This is a genomic window from Denitratisoma oestradiolicum (assembly GCF_902813185.1).
GTDB classification, from domain to species: Bacteria; Pseudomonadota; Gammaproteobacteria; order Burkholderiales; family Rhodocyclaceae; genus Denitratisoma; species Denitratisoma oestradiolicum.
The window spans coordinates 2,651,840-2,669,462 of sequence record NZ_LR778301.1 but is presented as its reverse complement, the minus strand read 5'-3'; the positions used below and the strand labels follow the sequence as shown (position 1 = coordinate 2,669,462).

The 17,623-nt window shown below is 62.6% G+C and carries 14 protein-coding genes and 2 pseudogenes; 6 read left to right on the top strand and 10 right to left on the bottom strand.

Annotated elements, in window-relative coordinates; genetic code table 11:
- Positions 1-74: 74 nt before the first annotated feature.
- Positions 75-785 (bottom strand): annotated as a pseudogene (locus tag DENOEST_RS20575) (winged helix-turn-helix domain-containing protein); the annotation flags it as partial.
- Positions 786-993: 208 nt separating this feature from the next.
- Between DENOEST_RS20575 and cysQ the strand changes: the two are divergent.
- From cysQ to DENOEST_RS12100, 3 genes are all read left to right on the top strand, one after another.
- A complete protein-coding gene (gene cysQ / locus DENOEST_RS12110) occupies positions 994-1,770 on the top strand; it encodes a 3'(2'),5'-bisphosphate nucleotidase CysQ (protein WP_145771087.1) in 777 nt (258 codons plus the stop codon).
- Positions 1,771-2,153: 383 nt separating this feature from the next.
- Positions 2,154-2,903, top strand: coding sequence for an SDR family NAD(P)-dependent oxidoreductase (locus DENOEST_RS12105; protein WP_145771086.1), 750 nt, complete (start codon positions 2,154-2,156; stop codon positions 2,901-2,903).
- Positions 2,904-2,964: 61 nt separating this feature from the next.
- The gene (locus DENOEST_RS12100; protein WP_170228226.1) at positions 2,965-3,744 is read left to right on the top strand and encodes an enoyl-CoA hydratase/isomerase family protein; all 780 of its coding nucleotides are present in this window, start codon (positions 2,965-2,967) and stop codon (positions 3,742-3,744) included.
- A 35-nt stretch (positions 3,745-3,779) separates the two neighbouring features.
- On the opposite strand, the pseudogene DENOEST_RS20210 reads toward DENOEST_RS12100, so the two are convergent.
- The 9 genes and pseudogenes from DENOEST_RS20210 to DENOEST_RS12055 all read right to left on the bottom strand — a co-directional run bounded on the left by DENOEST_RS20210 (position 3,780) and on the right by DENOEST_RS12055 (position 13,007).
- Positions 3,780-4,477, bottom strand: a pseudogene (locus DENOEST_RS20210) (SDR family NAD(P)-dependent oxidoreductase).
- Positions 4,478-4,653: 176 nt separating this feature from the next.
- The gene (locus DENOEST_RS12090) at positions 4,654-5,640 is read right to left on the bottom strand and encodes an oxidoreductase (RefSeq protein ID WP_145771084.1); all 987 of its coding nucleotides are present in this window, start codon (positions 5,638-5,640) and stop codon (positions 4,654-4,656) included.
- A gap of 16 nt (positions 5,641-5,656) precedes the next feature.
- Positions 5,657-6,469 (bottom strand): enoyl-CoA hydratase/isomerase family protein, encoded by an 813-nt coding sequence (locus DENOEST_RS12085; RefSeq protein WP_145771083.1) that lies wholly within the window; start codon positions 6,467-6,469, stop codon positions 5,657-5,659.
- A gap of 7 nt (positions 6,470-6,476) precedes the next feature.
- Positions 6,477-7,241, bottom strand: coding sequence for an SDR family NAD(P)-dependent oxidoreductase (locus DENOEST_RS12080; RefSeq protein WP_145771082.1), 765 nt, complete (start codon positions 7,239-7,241; stop codon positions 6,477-6,479).
- A gap of 40 nt (positions 7,242-7,281) precedes the next feature.
- Positions 7,282-8,295 (bottom strand): LLM class F420-dependent oxidoreductase, encoded by a 1,014-nt coding sequence (locus tag DENOEST_RS12075; protein ID WP_145771081.1) that lies wholly within the window; start codon positions 8,293-8,295, stop codon positions 7,282-7,284.
- Between the two features lie 182 nt (positions 8,296-8,477).
- Positions 8,478-9,707 (bottom strand): acyl-CoA dehydrogenase family protein, encoded by a 1,230-nt coding sequence (locus DENOEST_RS12070; RefSeq protein WP_197970528.1) that lies wholly within the window; start codon positions 9,705-9,707, stop codon positions 8,478-8,480.
- Between the two features lie 135 nt (positions 9,708-9,842).
- Positions 9,843-10,931 carry an acyl-CoA dehydrogenase family protein gene (locus tag DENOEST_RS12065; protein ID WP_145772187.1) on the bottom strand — a complete coding sequence of 363 codons (1,089 nt, stop codon included), beginning with the start codon at positions 10,929-10,931 and terminating at the stop codon, positions 9,843-9,845.
- 44 nt (positions 10,932-10,975) lie between these two features.
- Positions 10,976-12,610 carry a GMC family oxidoreductase gene (locus DENOEST_RS12060; protein ID WP_183148247.1) on the bottom strand — a complete coding sequence of 545 codons (1,635 nt, stop codon included), beginning with the start codon at positions 12,608-12,610 and terminating at the stop codon, positions 10,976-10,978.
- Positions 12,611-12,719: 109 nt separating this feature from the next.
- A complete protein-coding gene (locus tag DENOEST_RS12055; protein ID WP_197970604.1) occupies positions 12,720-13,007 on the bottom strand; it encodes a hypothetical protein in 288 nt (95 codons plus the stop codon).
- 556 nt (positions 13,008-13,563) lie between these two features.
- Here DENOEST_RS12055 and gap point away from each other — a divergent pair.
- The 3 genes from gap (at position 13,564) to DENOEST_RS12040 (ending at position 17,623) form a co-directional block, all read left to right on the top strand.
- Positions 13,564-14,568, top strand: coding sequence for a type I glyceraldehyde-3-phosphate dehydrogenase (gene gap, locus DENOEST_RS12050; RefSeq protein WP_145772457.1), 1,005 nt, complete (start codon positions 13,564-13,566; stop codon positions 14,566-14,568).
- Positions 14,569-15,273: 705 nt separating this feature from the next.
- Positions 15,274-16,494, top strand: coding sequence for a DegT/DnrJ/EryC1/StrS family aminotransferase (locus tag DENOEST_RS12045; RefSeq protein ID WP_183148246.1), 1,221 nt, complete (start codon positions 15,274-15,276; stop codon positions 16,492-16,494).
- A gap of 154 nt (positions 16,495-16,648) precedes the next feature.
- Complete coding sequence (locus tag DENOEST_RS12040) at positions 16,649-17,623, top strand: aldo/keto reductase (protein WP_145771298.1); 975 nt, start codon at positions 16,649-16,651, stop codon at positions 17,621-17,623.

Sequence of the window (17,623 nt, the reverse complement as noted above, 5' to 3'; positions counted from 1 at the left end):
GTGCTGGTTTTTGCAACCGGGGAGCTCGGTGGCGGGCTGACTGGAGCGCTGGTCTGGCCGCTGCCGGGCATGGCGAAAGCCTCGAGTTGATCCGCATGTTCGGTAAGCCAGGACTTCACTGCCGGGGTGCGTTCCAGGTCCATGCCATCGCTGATCAACATCAGGCGGCGTCCGGTATCCCGGTTCAGTCGATCGAGAAAGCCACTCAGGATGTCGGCCTTGAGGGAGCCGGAATAAACCTGCCAACGCAGTTTTCCCCGGTTGGAGATGGCGCCCAGCAGGCCCATGCGCTGGGCGCGCTTGCTGCTGGTGGCCGTGCTGGCCCCTGGTAGCGCTGATTCCAACAACCACTGGATCTCGGCACCTTCGCTACGGGCTCGTTCTGCAAGCAGGGGATACTGGCTCTTTAGCCAGCGCCGGGCTTCGGCGGGCAGTTGCTCGGTGGGCAGATCCAGCGGACGGGTTTGACTGAATCCCCAGCGCTTGAGATACAGGGCCACGGTACGGGGTGCCAGGGTGACAGCGCAGTTCTGCTGAATCAGTTCGGCTACTGCCTCGCTTTGCCACAGACTGCGGTTCAATTGCAGTTGGTCGGGCAGGTGACTGCAAATCAGCTGACGGATTTCGGTTTCCTGCTCGGCGCCCAGGCTGCGCTGCTCGCCGGTGTTGCGGCCCCGGGGCTTGGCGGCCACTGCATCCCAGCCTCCCTCCTGGTAGGCCTTGTGGGCGGCAATGACCGTGGGGGCGCTGAGCTCGGTCTGGGCGGCCACCTCGGCCACCTTCATGCCTGCCAGGCGCAGTTTGACCGCGAGCCGGCGCCGCTCGTTGAGTACCTCCAGGGGAATGTTGCGGCCGTCTTTGCTAGTCATTTGAGTTAAACAATTAGATGCTCAATACAAGAAAGTAAAATGCACTGTACAATCGTTTTCGTAGTGGAGTCAAGCTGAAAAACAAACTGAAATCTACAAACCGAATTCAATCTGGAGACTCATCATGACGACTGCGATCAATCGTGCTGAATTGCTGGAACTTCTGCTTCCCGTAGCCCGGGCAGCAGGTCAGGCCATCATGGACATCTACGCCACGGACTTCGCGGTGCGCGGAAAATCCGATGCTTCCCCCGTGACCGAGGCCGATGAAAAGGCCGAAGCGGTGATCCTGCCTCAACTGGCCCGGCTGACGCCGGACATCCTGGTGGTGTCGGAGGAAGAGGCCTCTGCCGGGCGTATTCCCAATGTGGCTGGCCGCTTCTGGCTGGTGGATCCCCTGGATGGCACCAAGGAGTTCATCAATCGCAATGGGGAATTCACGGTGAACATCGCCTTGATCGATAACTATCGTCCGGTGCTGGGCGTGGTGCTGGCGCCGGCCCTGGACCGGCTGTTCGCCGGGGCCGAAGGCGTGGGTGCCTTTGTGGAAGAGAAGGGGCAGCGCCGTGCCATCCACTGTCGCGCCGTGCCTGCGGATGGTTTGACCGTGGTGGCCAGCCGTTCCCACGGCGATGCCGAGGCCCTGGAAAAATTCCTGGCCGGGCGCAAGGTCGCAAGCCAGACCAATGCCGGCTCCTCCCTCAAGCTGTGCCTGGTGGCTGCCGGGGAAGCCGATCTCTACCCGCGCCTGGGCCGCACCATGGAATGGGACATTGCCGCTGGCGACTCGGTGCTGCGGGCGGCCGGGGGGATCGTCAAGACCCTGGACGGCGTGGCCCTGGGCTATGGCAAGTCCGATTTCGCCAATCCCCACTTCTACGCAGGCGGTCTGGGGGCCTGATTGGATTCACGGCGGGGAGGGGCAATCCCTCCCCTTACTGACGCCTATTCTGTGAAGCAACCTCCACATAAGTATTTTGGACGTGATTCCGCAGTTTGAACTTTAATTATTTTCAGACACGGTGCGCTTGCGGGCGACACTGGGTCCGTCACCGACGGACTGCATCACCGTCTCGGTTCCTTCGTCCCTCACCAGGAAATCATTGAGTGCCCGTAGCGCCACCGTGTTTTCGTCGGTGGCATTCGCTTTGGTGATCTGGTCCGCCTACTGAGGGAACAAATTGTCGAAGAGGATCAGGCCATTGGGGCGCCAGAGGCGCAGGCTTTTCATTCAAATTAAAGTGATATCATTAAAATTGAATGCATAAGTGAGGGGGAGTTTCGATGGCCAAACTGCAGGGCAAGCGCATCATCGTTACCGGTGGCGCCGGTGGAATCGGCAGCGCCGCTGTCAAACTGTTCGCTCAGGAGGGAGCAAAAGTTGCCTGCACCTATAACAATGCACTGCCGGAACTACCGGCCTCGGTGCTGAACGCCCGCTGCAATATCGCCGATCGTAATGAAGTCCATCAGGTCTTCGATGCCTTTGTGGCTGACTTGGGAGGGCTGGATGTATTGGTCCATGCCGCTGGCGTCCACGGCAGCCGCCCTGCCGAGCAGATCGACGAGGCCCACTGGGACCACTTGTTCGACCTTAATGGCAAGGCGGCGGTTTGGACCAACCAGGCCGCTTTCCGCCACATGCGGGTCCATGGCGGTTCGATCATCAATATGGGGTCGGTGGAGGGGGTGCGGGGATATGCGGGCAATGCCATTTATGCCGCCTCCCGGGGCGCGGTGATGGCCTGGACCCGTAGCGTCGCCCAGGAATGGGGTTGTCATCGGGTTCGCGTCAATTGCGTCGCACCAGTCATCGCCACCGAGATTTTCCAGCGCCAACGCCAGGCCATGGACTTAGCCAGCCTGCAAGCCATGGATGAGGGACTGGCCAAAATGATTCCCCTGGGCGGAGCCCTGGGTGATCCGCTACGGGACCTCGCCCCGGTGCTCGCCTTCCTGGCTGGCGACGACTCCCACTTCATCACCGGCCAGACCATCGCCGTGGATGGAGGATTCATGATGCTCGGTTCCTGATTTCATCAATCAAGTTCGAAAGCCCGGTACATTTCGCCATGAACCATAGGAGATGAATCACATGGCCTATGAGCAAATCATTACCGAACAGCGAGGGCGGGTAGGGATCATCAGGCTGAATCGTCCCGAAAGACTCAATGCCCTCACCATGCAGCTGATCAAGGAGTTGTACGATGCCCTCGAAAGCTTCAACAGGAATCCGGGTATCGGTGCCATCATCCTGACCGGAGAGGGGCGGGCCTTCTGCGCCGGGCTGGATATGCAGGACTGGGAGGCTCCCGAGTCCCAGGAGGGGCATGAGCCTGCCAGCTATCAGTCCCAGCTCCGCTGGATGCGCATTATGCGGGAATCCAAGCCTGTGGTGGTGGCGGTCAATGGCCTTGCCGTCGGCGGCGGTGTCACCATGATCCTTTCCAGCGACATCCGTATTGCCTCAGACCGGGCGCAATTTCAGGAATGCCATGTGCCCATGGGACTGGCGCCGGACATGGGCAGCAGTCGGCTCTGGGTGCAAATCGTCGGCCTGTCCCATACCATGCGACTCATCCTTACCGCGCGCCGCTTTGATGCCAAGGAGGCTGAGCGCATCGGTCTGGTGACCGAGGTTGTGCCCCACGATCAGTTGATGGATACGGCCATTGCCCTGGCCCAGGAAATCGCCGGGCATCCCAGCTCATCCGTACTTGCCGCCAAGCAGCTGATCTGGGACAACATGTGCGAAGTGGATGGCGACAAGGTTCTGTATTCCGAAGCCGAACTTGAGCAACGACTGATGGCGGGGCCTGACTTCCAGGAAGCCAGCCGCGCCTTCATCGAGAAACGGCCCCCGCGCTTTAACTAGGCGGGCATTCGTTGGCGCTCCCGGACTGATCTTTCTCAGCTACCGCCGGCCATCCAGGGGACGCCGTTGATATGGCTGCCCCCATCAGCGAACAGGGTGTTGCCAGTGATATAGCGAGCATCGTCGCTGGCCAGGAACAGGGCCACGCTGCCGATGTCGGACTCCGGATCGCCCATGCGCCCCATGGGGTTCAGCTTCAGGAGCTCTGTGGCGTTTTCCGGCTGGGCGGTCGAGAAGGCCTTGTAGGCCTCGGCGGCAGGGCAGATGCTGTTGCAGCAGATCTGATGCTGAGCCCACTCCCGGGCCGCTGTCCGGGTCAGGGCCCGCAAGGCTTCCTTGGCCGCGTTGTAGTCCACCGTGTAGGGATGGGCGTTGACTCCATTGAGGGATGCGATGTTGATGATGCGCCCCAGCGCTTTTCCTTCATATAGGGGAAGGCAGCCTGTATGGCCCAGAATGCCGCCATGTAGCCAATGCGAAAGGCGTGGTCGAGATCCTCGTCGGTCTTGGTTTCCTCCAGCATGAAATGCGCGCTACCCCGCCGGGAAGCCCAGGCGTTATTGACCAGGACATCCACCGAACCGAAAACCCGGACTGCCTCGGCAACCATGGCCAACCCCTGGGTCTTGTCACAGACATCAACCTGGAGGACCTCCGCCCGGACGCCAAGGTTACGTCGCAATTCCTCGGCCGTCGCCTTGCAGGAGGCTTCGTTGTACTCGGCCACCAGCATCGATGCGCCTTCCGCAGCAAGGCGGCGGGCGATACCCATTACCAATGCTGGCACCTGCTCCAGTGATGATGACGGCCCGCTCCGATAACCTGCCCATCTTGATTTCCTTCGCTATTGAAAATTGACTGACGCGGTGTGGCATGTCGTCCGTACCGGCAAACCGATCGTCAAACCATTCAACGACGCGAATTTATAAGGCATTTGTCTTGCATTGCAAAATTGGATATGTCGAAATCGAGTGCTGTCAGCATTTCAGACACTGCCCAGAGCTTGCGCGCCAGCTTCCTGTCCTGTCCCCTGGGTGCAGGTTTGGTCAGGGCAGGGCTTCCCTTGAAACCTCCGATGCCGGTGGGTCCGTAGAATCCGCCGGCCACGACTTCCGGAGCCGTGGCCGCAAGCAGCGTTGGCCAGGCGCCCTGCCGGGCAGGCTGTCCCAGGAGGGGCATGACGAGCGACAGGATCAGGGTCACCATATGGTCTCCCAGGCCGAAGGCACCCCGAGCCTTGCGGTTCGCGCCGATGGCGGTGCGCGCCACGCCGGGATGCACGGCCAGGCTCAGCAAGTTCGACCCGGCTGCCTGGGCACGGAACTGGAGTTCCCGTGCGAACAGCAGATTCGCCAGCTTGGTCTGGTTGTAGGCCCGTTGGGCGCTGTAGTCATGTTCCATCTGCAGGTCGTCCCAGTCGAAGCTGCCGGCCTTGTGCATGAAGCTGGACACCGTCACCACCCGGGGAGCTGCCGATTTGAGCAGCAGGGGCAGCAGCAACCCTGTGAGGGTGAAGTGGCCCAGGTGGCCAATGCCGAAAGTCAGTTCGAAGCCATCGATGGTGGTGCGCCGTTCACTAAGGGACTGAATGCCGGCATTGTTGACCAGCACGTCCAGGGGACGGCTTTCCTCGATCAGGTTCCGGACAAAGGCCCTGACCGCCTGCTGGCTGGAAAGGTCCAGGGTCCGGAAGTGCACCTTCGCATTGCCGTCCAGTTGCCGGATGCGTGCCAGGGCCTCGGCGCCGCCCTGTTGATTGATATCCGCCAGCAATACCTCGGCACCCCGGAGCGCCAGTGCGCGTGCGGCTTCGTAGCCGATGCCGCTGGCGGCGCCGGTCACCAGGACGCGCTTGCTGCTCAGATCGGGGATATCCGTCTCGATCCATTGGGTCATGGGTAGCTCTTACGATTCACAGGGGCTTCCACTTGGGCTTGCCGCCCTCGACAAAGGCGGCCCGGGCGTCGTCCATGCAGCCGGTGAAGCAGCCCAGCACCTGGGTGCGGTTCTCCAGTTCCATGGCCTGGCGCAGGCTGGGGGCATCCACGTTGCTCCACAGGCCCTTCTTGGTCATCCACACCCCGTACTCCGAGTTCTCGGCAATCGCCCGGGCCATCTCCAGGGCTGCGGCCGCCAGGTCCTCGGGAGGAACCACCCGGGACACCAGCTTCATCTCCCGGGCCTCATCGGCCTTGAAGATGCGCCCGGTCAGCATCAGCTCCGCTGCGGTGCTCGCCCCCACCAGGCGCGGCAGGAAATAGCTGGTGCCCACGTCGCAGTTGGACAGCCCGGTCTTGATGAACACGGCGCCGAACTTCGCCGCCGTGGAGGCGATGCGGATGTCGCTGGCCAGGGCCAGGGCCAGGCCGCCCCCCACCGCCGCCCCATGCACCGCCGCGATCACCGGCTTGTCGCATTCATGGATCGCCAGCATCAGCTGGGCCAGGTACTCCTGGAACTTGTAGATGAAGCCCAACGGGCCCATGCCGTCGGTGCCGGGGATGGCGCCGGGGCTGGCAGGCTCCTGCATGTCGGCGCCGGAGCAGAAGCCCTTGCCCTCCCCGGTCAGGATCACCACCCGGGTCTTGCGGTCGTTCTGCAGGCCCTGGAACACGTCGATCAGTTCCTTGATCAGGGTGGCATTGATGGCATTGAGCCGCTCCGGGCGGTTCATGCGCACTTCGAGGATGCCTTCCTCCAGGTTGCGGCAGATTAGGGTTTCCATGATTACCTCACAGGGCCAGATAGCCGCCGTCGGCGACCAGGGTGGTGCCGGTGGTGAAGCTGGACATGTCGCTGGCCAGGTACAGCACCGAACCCAGGACCTCGTCGGTCTCGGCGACGCGCTTTTGCAGGGTGGCGGCGATGGAGCCTTCCATGAAGCCCGGCAGTTGCGCGGCGGAGTTGTCGAACATGTCGGAGTGGAAGCTCCCCGGGGCCAGGGCATTGACCCGCACCCCCATGCTGGCCCACTCGGCGGCCATGACCTTGGTCAGGGCGTGCAGGGCCGACTTGGTGGCGGCGTAGAAGCCCTGGTAGGCCGGGGGCTTCAGGCCCGCCACGGAGATCACGTTGATGATGGAGCCGCCGCCGTGCTTGGCCATGCGGGGGGCGGCCCGGGAGGCCAGATACCAGGGGCCCTTGGTGTTCACCTCGAAGACTTTCTGGAACAGCTCCGGGGTCAGGTCGGAGAGGGGTGCCGTCACCGGGTTGGTGCCGGCGTTGTTGATCAGGATGTCCAGCCGGCCGAAGCGCTGGTAGGTGGCCTCCAGCAGGGCGTCCAGGCTTTCCATCTGGCCCGCGTGGGCCGCGAAGGGCAGGGCCTGGCGGCCCAGGGCGCGGACCTCCTCCGCCACCGACTCGCAGGTGTCCAGCTTGCGGCTGGCAATCACCACGTCGGCCCCCGCCCGGGCCAGGCCCAGCACCATCGCCCGCCCCAGGCCCCGGCTGCCGCCGGTCACCAGGGCGACCTTGTCTTCCAGATTCACTTGATACATCGTGTCTTGTTCCGTTAAGTTTCGGTGGGTCGCATGAGATTCACAGCGTGATTTCGGCCATGTCGCGCAGCATCTGCGCGCCGCCGGTACCCATCACCAGCAGGGTGGTGGCCGGGGAATCCCGCCAGACCTGGAGCCGCTCCTTGATGCGTTCCTTGGGACCGCACAGGCTGATCTCGTCGGCGAATGGGTCCGGCACCGCCATCACCGCCTCCTCGCGCCGGCCGGCCATGAACAGTTCCTGGATCTTCTCCGCCTCGGCCTCATAGCCCATGCGTCCCATCAGGTTCTTGTGGAAGTTGTGTTCCTTTGCGCCCATGCCGCCCACGTAGAAGGCCAGGGCCATCTTCTGGGGCAACAGCGCCTTTTGCAGGTTGTCGTGGATATTCACCATCACCAGGGGCGCGATCTCGAAGCCGGGCTTGGCATCCTTCAGCTGGTCGGCGTAGATATCCGGCCGGAACGGGTTGTAGTAGATGGGCAGCCAGCCGTCGGCAATGGCGGCGGTCTGGGCCACGTTCTTCGGCCCCTCGGCCCCCAGGTAGATGGGCAGGTCGGCCCGCAAGGGATGGGTGTTGGCCTTGAGGGGCTTGCCCACCCCCAGGGCGCCCGGGCCGGTGTAGGGCAGCGGATAGTGGGGGCCGGGGTTGCTCACCGGCCCCTCCCGACGCAGCACCTGGCGCACGATATCCACGTACTCCCGGGTGCGGGCCAGGGGCTTGTCGAAGGGCTGGCCGTACCAGCCTTCCACCACCTGGGGTCCGGAAACCCCCAGGCCCAGGATCATGCGCCCGCCGGAGAGGCGATCGATGGCCAAAGCGCTCATGGCGCAGGCGGTCGGCGTCCGGGCCGAAAGCTGGGCCAGGGCCGTGCCCAGCTTGATCCTGGTGGTGTGGGCGCCGATCCAGGCCAGGGGCGTGAACACGTCGTTACCCCAGGACTCGGCGGTCCATACCGAATCGAAGCCCAGGGCTTCCGCCTCCTGGGCCAGTTTCACATTGCCGTCGGCGGGGGGCTCGGAGCCCCAGTAGCCCAGTTGCAGTCCCAGTTTCATGATGTCCTTACCTTGCCAGTTTCAAATCACGCTATTCAGCACGTCCGCCCCGGATTCGGCAGATGCTGGGCACAGAGCGGCCCCGGCAGGTATTGGGATAAGTCCAGAACGCCGATGCCTTGTAAGGGTTTGCTTGCCATGGGTACCTTTGTGAAATGACCTTGATGTTTCTGAAACTTGCTTCAGCGTTCCAGATCCCGGAACGGCAACTTGCGGTCGGTGCGAACCTCGCCGGGCAGCCCCAGGACCCGCTCGGCGATCACGTTCTTCTGGATTTCATCGGTGCCTCCCGCCAGGCGGATGCCCGGCGCCGACAACCACAGGCGCTGGATGAAGCCCCATTCGCTGCCCAGGTCCTGGTGGCCCAGGGTGCCCTCGGGGCCGGCCATTTCCATGGCAAAGCTGGTGATGTCCAGAATGCCCTTGCCCGCCACCAGCTTGAGGATAGACATCTCCGGTCCCGGTGTCCGGCCTTTGGAGATCGCGGTCAGTCCCTTGGAGATGATCAGTTCCACCCCCTTCTGGCTCAGGTAGGCATTGGCGATGCGGGCCCTGACCCGGCTGTCCTCGATGGCCGGCCGGCCGTTCCAGTGGGCCTTTTGGGCCAGGCCGATCAGGTTGCGGTGCAGGTGGGTGGGCAGGCTGCCGCCCACGGAGAGGCGTTCGTGCATCAGGGTGCTCAGCATCACCTTCCAGCCCCCGCACTCGGGGCCCAGGCGATGGCTGTCGGGAATGCGCACATCGGTCAGGAAGACTTCGTTGAACTCGTAGTCGCCGGACATCTGGTGGATGGGGCGGATTTCCACGCCGGGGGCACGCATGTCCAGGATGAACATGGTCAGGCCTTCCTGCTTGGGCTTGTCCCAGTCGCTCCGGGCCAGGAGGATGCCGTAGTCGCAGAACTGGGCGCCGGAGGTCCATACCTTCTGGCCATTGATTACCCATTCGTCCCCCTGCTTCTCGGCCCGGGTGCGGATGCCCCCGGTGTCGGAACCGGCCGCCGGCTCGGAAAAGAGCTGGCACCAGATTTCATCCCCGGCCAGGCCCCTCGGCACATGACGGGCCTTCAGTTCCGGGATGGCCCAGGTGGCCACCGTGGGCAGGCACTGGCCCAGGCTGTTCTCGAAGATCATCCGGGGCACCAGGAAATGGGCTTCTTCCTGGCTGTAGATCACTTGCTGCATGGGCGTGCCCCCCATGCCGCCGGCTTCCTTGGGCCAGGTGATGGCGGCATAGCCCGCCGCCGCCTTCTTCTTCTGCCAGACCCGGGCGGCGGCAACGCGTTCTTCGTCGTTCATGCCCGCATCGAAGCGTTCCTCGTCGCTCTGCTTGGGCTGGGCGTTGGCTTCCAGCCAGGCCCGCACCTGGGTGCGGAAGGCGGCTTCTTCGGGGGTGTCTCTGAAATCCATCATTTCCTCCGCACGGTCATCCCACGGGGACAACCCTCAATCAATCGAGCGGGCAGCGCCCGCGAGCATCCTTCGTTGCCCCCTTCCCCGGGAAGGGGGTCAGGGGGATGGTCCTTTCTTTCCTCTGGAGGCGGCGTCCTATGCCGCCTCCTTCACGAGTTCGTCGGCCAGCTGCCCGCGCCAGGCATGTTCGCTGCCGATCACTTGGGCCAGGTAACGGGCCCGGCGGTAGTACAGGTGGCAATCCATTTCCCAGGTGAAGCCGATGCCGCCGTGGATCTCGATGCCCTCCTCGGCGGCAAAGTTGTAGGCGGTGGTGGCCGCCACCCGGGCGGCGCCGGCGGCCAGGGCCAGTTCCGGGGCGTCCGAGGACAGCGCCCAGGCGCCGTAGTAGGCATGGACCCGGGCCAGTTCATTGCGGGTATAGATGTCCGCCATCTTGTGTTTCAGGGCCTGGAAGCCGCCGATCTGGCGGCCGAAGGCCTTGCGCTCCAGGGCGTAGTCCCGGCTGATTTCCAGGATCCGGGTCGCGCCCCCCACTTGTTCGAAGGCCAGCAGTACAGCGGCGCCGTTCAGCACCCGGGCCGCCACGGCGGCGCCACTCTTGCCCCCGGCCAGCTTCTCGGCCGGGGTGTTGGCGAAGCTCAGTTCCGCATAGGGCCGGGTCGGGTCCTGGGAGGACAGTGGCTTGCGGCTGACGCCTGCGGCCGACAGGTCCACCAGCACCAGGTCAACGCCCGCTTTCAGTACCGCCAGGCCCGCCACCATACCGTCGGGCACCACGGCCGCCTTGCCATTGAGGGTCTTGCCGTCGAAGGCCAGCGGCGTCGCCAGGTAGGTCTCCGTGCTTCCCAGGACGGCAGTGGCGATTACTTCACCCGACGCGATGCGGGGCAGCCATTGCTGTTTCTGGCCCTCGCTGCCGCCATGGACCAGGGCTTCGGCAGCCAGATAGAAGGAGGACGACAGGGGCACCGGCGCCAGGTGGCGCCCGGCTTCTTCCGCCACCAGGCACAGTTCCAGGTGACCCAGGCCCGCGCCGCCGTAGGCTTCGGGAATCGCCGCCGCCGCCGCGCCCATGTCGATCAGGTTGCGCCAGACGGTCGCGGAATAGGCCGCCTCACCACCCAGTACCTGGCGCACGGCAGCGGAGGTGCTGGTCTCCGCCAGCATCTTGCCCACTTCCGCCTGCAACAGCCGCTGGTCGTCGGAAAAATCAAAATTCACGATGGGTTTCCTTTGCGTTTCAAATCGCTTTCAAGAAGCCACCATCAAGCGGCCACCAAGGGCGTCCGGCCGCGGATCAGGTCGGCGGCCCGTTCGGCGATCATCACCACTGGCGCGTTGGTGTTGCCCGAGGGCAGGCAAGGTATGACGGAAGCGTCGATCACGCGCAGGCGCTCGACCCCCCGCACTTTCAGTTCCGGATCCACCACCGAGTCGGCGTCCGATCCCATGCGGCAGGTGCCCACCGGATGGTGCCCGGTGGAAGCGCTGCGGATCACCTGTTCCCGGATTGCCTCGTCCGTGACGGCGTCCGCGCCGGGATAGAGTTCGCACTCGATCAGCGGCGCCAGCGCCGGCGCCTGGGCGACTCGACGCAGGATGTCGATGGAGGCCCGCAGGATGCGCCAGTCGTCGGCCACGGCCAGGTAGTTGGGATCCACGTTCATCATGGCGGCGGGATCGGCGGAAGCCAGGCTCACGCTGCCGCGCGACTGGGGCCGCAGGCCACAGGGCGCCAGGGTCATGCCCGGCGCCTGGTGGGGAATATCCACGCCCCGCTCCAGCTTGGCCTCCACGTCGCCGGTCACCGGCAGGCAATGGACCTGGATATCGGGCCGGCTGAGCGTCGGTTCGCTCTTGAGGAACATCATCACCTCACCGGAGGACATGTTCATCGCCCCCTTCTTCCAGATCAGGAAACGCAGCACCTCCCGCACCAGGCGCCAGCCGGCGAGGTTCGCGTTATGGCTGGGGCCGCCGGGCTTGAAGCGCCAACCCATCGGAAACACCAGATGATCCTGGAGGTTGGTGCCGACGCCGGCGCGGTCCGCCACCACCGGGATGCCATGCTGCTGCAGTTGCGCGCCGGGACCGATGCCGGAGAGCATCAACAACTGGGGGGAGCGGATGGCACCGGCCGCCACCAGCACTTCGCGGTTGGCGCGGGCCTGCCGTAGCTGTCCCTGCTGCCGATACTCGACGCCGACGACGGCCTTGCCCTCCCACAACAGGCGGTTGGCCAGGGCACGGGTCTCGATGCGCAGGTTGGGATGCTGTTTCGCTTCCCGCAGATAGCCGTAGGACACCGAGCAGCGGCGATGATCGCGGCCCGTCATCTGCACCCAGCCGATGCCTTCCTGGGACGCGCCGTTGAAATCCTCGTTGAAGGGAATCCCGGTTTGCACCGAGGCCTGAAGCACCGCCTCGCCGAAAGCCGTGCGCTCGAACAGCTCGGACACCTGCAAGGGCCCGCCCCGGCCGCGATAGGCGCTGGGCTTGCCCGACCAGTCCTCGGAACGGATGAAGTACGGCAGCACTTCCTTCCAGCTCCAGCCGGTGGCGCCGGCCGCCGCCCAGTCGTCGTAATCCTGGTGTTGGCCCCGCACATAGATCAGGCCGTTGATCGAGGAGCAGCCACCCATCACCTTGCCCCGCGGCATGGCAAGGGAACGCCGCTCCATCGCGGCCTGGGGCGTCGTCTGATGCACCCAGGCATACTTGGGATCAAGCATGATCTTGCCCCAGCCGGCCGGCACCTGGAGCAGATAGTCCTTGTCGTCGCCGCCAGCCTCCAGCAGCAGTACCCGGACATCAGCATCCTCGGACAGGCGGCTGGCCAGCACGGAACCGGCCGAGCCGGCCCCTACTACGATGTAATCAAATGTTTCGATGGCGGGCATCTGTCATATTCCCCAAAAAGCTTTTAGATCACGAGGGACACGGAAAAAAACAGGACATGACTGCGACAGCCCGCCTTTGAATTTCCCCGCGCCCCCTGGCAAATCGCCTTTAAACCTGCTGTGCCGCTGGCGGAGTGATGCGTGTGGTGCCGTAGAAGACCTGGCCGTTCTTCGCTATGTCCCGCAGCAATCGGGTCGGCGCGAACTGCTCGCCCACCGATACCACGCAGCCCAGGAGCACGTCTTCCACCAGGGAGGTGTCCAGGGAATTCCGATCCCGCAGGGCGCCCATCATCTGCGCCGCCAGTTGCACAGACGTGATCTCGTGCAGACCATCATCCGGCTTGCCCTTGCCCCGCGGCGTGCGAACGTGGTCGTAGATATAGACGTCAGTCATGACTGCCCTTTGCGAAATCAAATGAATGGAAAGGATCGTGCCGCCCTCAAAGGTCGGAATTCCGACAGGAACTGCCGATTAACGCAAACACAGCATAGGGCAATTGGTTGTGCCACCCTGAAATATGAGCCCAAACCTGAACCTGAACGGAGGAACAGGCCGAAACCCCTGCACTTACTGATACTCATCGCACCGCAGCAAAATGAACAATTAAGTGTGAGATTCATCTTCTGGATACATAATGCTTCCCGGTACTCATTTTGGCCAGACACCCCCGGGAGCCCGGCAAGCAACCTATCCAGAAGCGGGCCGAATTCAGAATTCATGATGGCGACCATCATCGATGTGGCCCGGGACATTTGCGGACTGGGGATGAATTCTTCTTGGGAGGGGAGATGGAATAGACCTCGCCTGTCTTCGGGTGACTCCAGCAATTCTTATGTGATCTAATCGGGCAGGGGAACGATTTCCATCCACCAGGGCGTTTATGAGTATGCCGACGGTGCTCCCGTGACTGGGTCAGGGGGTAGGGACACTGCTTTTCAGATAGCAATCAATGATTTTCAAGCTTGGCATCAACGGTTTTGGCCGCATCGGCCGCATGGTTTTCCGGGCGGCGGTTCAGAACTTCGCTGACATCGAAATCGTCGGCATCAACGACCTGCTGGAGCCCGGCCACCTGGCCTACCTGCTCAAGTACGACTCCGTCCATGGCCGCTTCAAGGGCAGTGTCGCCGTCGAGGGCAACACCCTGATCGTCAATGGCAGGAAGATCCGCCTCACCGCCCTCAAGGACCCCGCCGAGCTGAAGTGGAACGAGATCGGTGCCGATCTCGTGATCGAATCCACTGGTCGTTTTCTGACCCGGGGCGCAGCCGCTCGACACCTCACCGCTGGCGCCAAAAAGGCGATCATGTCCGCCCCTGCCGATGATGACACCCCCATGTTCGTCTTCGGCGTGAACGACCAGACCTATGCCGGCCAGGACATCATCTCCAATGCCTCCTGCACCACCAATTGCCTGGCCCCCGTGGCCAAGGTGCTGAACGACAACTGGGGCATCAAGCGTGGCCTGATGACCACCATCCATCCAGCCACCATCGCACAAAAGGTGGTTGACGGGCCGTCGCCCCAGATCTGGCGCAGTGGACGAGCCATGCTCGAAAATATCATTCCCTGCTCGACCAGTTCGGCCAGTGCCCTTGGCGCCGTGCTGCCTGCGTTGAAGGGTAAGCTCACCGGCCTGTCCTTTCGTGTGCCCACTGCCGATGTGTCGGTAATGGACCTGACGGTGGAGCTGCACCAGTCTGCCGGTTATGAGGAAATCTGCCGGGCCATGAAGACCGCCGCAGAGGGGGACATGAAAGGTGTGCTGGGCTATACGGAGGACAAGGTGGTGGCCACCGACTTTCGCGGCGATTCCTGCACCTCCGTCTTCGACGCCGAAGCCGGCATTGCTCTGGACAATACCTTCGTCAAGGTGGTCTGCTGGTATGACAACGAATGGGGCTACGCCAACAAGTTGCTGGAAATGGCGCGGGCTATCTCTACATGGCGCTGAACGGTTGGAGCACTCCTTTCGCCGGTTGAATTCGGCGACTAGTCGGTTCATGGGGCGAAGGCACTGATATCAGGCTCGTGGTCGTTACGAATCCGAGAGTTGCTCATGGGTCGTTGTCAATCAAACGCGCCCAATGGCAGCAGTGGTCAGTGCGATGAAGGAAGCGAAGCGTTCAGCGAGTTTGTTGTAGCGAGTAGCGACACGGCGAAATTTTCAACGCAATCGGTTCGTTTTCCCGTACTTTCAAATCTTGGACAGGTTTTTCTCCCAGGGACTGTCAAGCCAACATTGCTGCCGCAATTACTCCGGCCCCAAGAGACAGTTTGCTGTCGCTGGACGCTGCTATTTGAACGCTACCGGAGAAATGTCATTCGTATGCCCGTGACTACATGGGCGTAGAACATTTCGATGTACTCAAGAATATCGCGCAGTGCCCGTGCCAGAAGCCGGGGCAGATCTTCGTCGATGGAGTCTGTATCCCACCGTGGAGTCAGGGTGAAATCCGCCGGAACCGTTCACGATCTTTTCCCCATCGATGGGACGCTTATGCTGCACCGAATCGGGGTTTGCGGCAATAAGCTGAGCAATTTAGTCCCCCTATTGCAAATTTGCGACCTCGAAGGACGACAGCGTCCTGCCCATAATTCACCTCCATGGCACGGTGGTAGATCGGGCCAATGGACCAACCCAGGAAAGGGAAACAGGATGACAATCGCGAAGCGACAAATTTTGTACGGTGGCGCCATGCTCGATCAAAAGGAGATCGACGCGGTAGTGAATGTGATGAAGACCAGCATGGTGGTGGGGGAGCAGACCCAGACCTTCGAGGCCCGGTGCGCCAAGCTGCTGGGTCACAAGTACGGGATCATGGTCAACTCCGGCAGTTGTGCGCTATTGCTGGCCCTGCGCCTGTGCGACCTGCCCAAGGGGTCGGAGGTGATCACCCCGACCCTGACCTTTGGCACCGACATCTCCGGCATCGTGCTCAACGGCTTGGTGCCGGTGCTGGTGGATGTGGAACCGGATACCTACCAGATCGATATCGACAAGATCGAGCGCAACATTACCCCCAAGACCCGGGCCATGCTGATTCCCAACCTGGTGGGCGGCATGCCCGACTGGGACCGGCTGCGGGCCATCGCCGACAAGCACAATCTGATTCTGATCGAGGACAGTTGCGACACTCTGGGCGGCACCTACCGGGGCCGGCCTGCCGGTGAGCGGGCTCACATCAGCGTCACCAGCTTCTCGATCTTCCACATCATCACCTGCCTGGGCAACGGCGGCCTGGTGGCGGTCAATGACGAGAAGCTTTGGGATCGCGCCCTGATGCTGCGCAACTGGGGTCGCTCGTCCGAGAAGTTCATGCACGGCACCCGCAAGGGCGACAGCGATGGCCGCTTCCTGGAAAACCTGGGGGACATCGAGTACGACGGGATGTTCATCTTCGAGGAAATCGCCTACGGTTTCATCCCCAACGAGGCGGGTGCGGCCTTTGGCCACGAGCAGCTCAACAAGCTGGACATGTTCACCCGTCTGCGCCAGGAGCGCTTCGATCTTCACGCGCAGTATCTGGAGAAGAATTCGGACGTGTTCATCAAGGCCCGGGTTCATCCCGAGGTATTCACCACCTGGATCTGCTATCCGGTGATGCTGCGGCCGGAACTGGGCTGGAGCCGGCGGGAGCTGCAAATCCATCTGGAGGATGCGGGCATCTTCACGCGGGTGATTTTCTCCGGTCATGCTGCGCGCCAGCCAATGATGAAGGGTGTGGAGTACCGCGTCGATCCCGAGGGTTGTCCCAATGCGGAGCGGGTGATGCGCAACGGCCTGATGCTGCCCTGCCATCCGACCATGACCGTCGAGGACTGCCAGTACCTGTACCAGGTGCTCGACGAGTTCATCGCCAGGCAGCGGACCAGATAAATACCAGCCCGCTCCTGTCTTTTCGGGCAGCCTTCCTACGTAAGCCCTTCTTTCCCATCTCGGGGGAGGGGCTTCTGTACTTGGAAAAACGGATATTCTGCTCCCCCATATCTTTGCGGATTGCCAAAAAGCTTTCCTGATAAAAGGATCTCCCATGCTGAAGAAACTTTCTCTTGCCAATACCGACCTCAGCGTCAGCCAGCTCTGTCTGGGCACCAACATGTTCGGCACCGCCCAGCCCCTGGACAAGGCGGGTGAGATTCTGGACACCTTCTTCGCCGGCGGCGGCAACTTCATTGACACCGCCCATTCCTACGGCGACTGGATTCCCGACATTCCCAACGCCGCCAGCGAACGCACCCTGGGCGAGTTGCTGAAAGGCAAACCCCGGGCCGATTACGTGCTGGCCACCAAGGGCTGCGAGTTCGATTACCGCAAGGGCGACTACGCGTTGCGGGTGACCCCGGCGCTGCTGGAGTCCGACCTGATGGGCAGCCTGGCGCTGCTGGGGGTCGACTTCATCGATCTCTACTGGCTGCATCGGGACGACCCCAGCTGCCCGGTGAGGGAAATCGTCGATGCGTTGATCGACCACCAGCAGGCCGGCCATATCCGCTACTTCGGCTGTTCCAACTGGAGTGTGGATCGTATCCTGGAGGCCCAGCAGTACGCCGCCAGCCTGGGCCACGTCGGCTTTGTCGCCTGCCAGCCCATGTGGGGCCTGGCCGAGCCGGACCGCACCGCGATGATGAGCTATGCGCCGGGAGGCTATTACGAGGACGGCTATCAGGTGTTGCATCAGGCTGGCATGACAATGATCCCCTACTCGGGACAGAGTCGCGGCATTTTCAGCAAGCTGGCAGCCGGCATGGCCAGGGAGGCCATTTCTCCGGATGTGGCGGCGCTTTATTACAGCGACGTCAATCTGCGCAAGGTGGACGTGCTGAAGACCATTGCCGCCCGCCGGGGCGCCTCGGTGAACGACATCGTGCTGGCCTATTTGACTTCCCAGACCTGGGCGACGGTGCCCATCATCGGTTGCAGTTCCGTTGTCCAATTGCGGGAAAGTATCGACGCCTGTGCGATCCGGCTTGATACCGAGGAACTGCGCCAATTGAAAGGAGCTTGA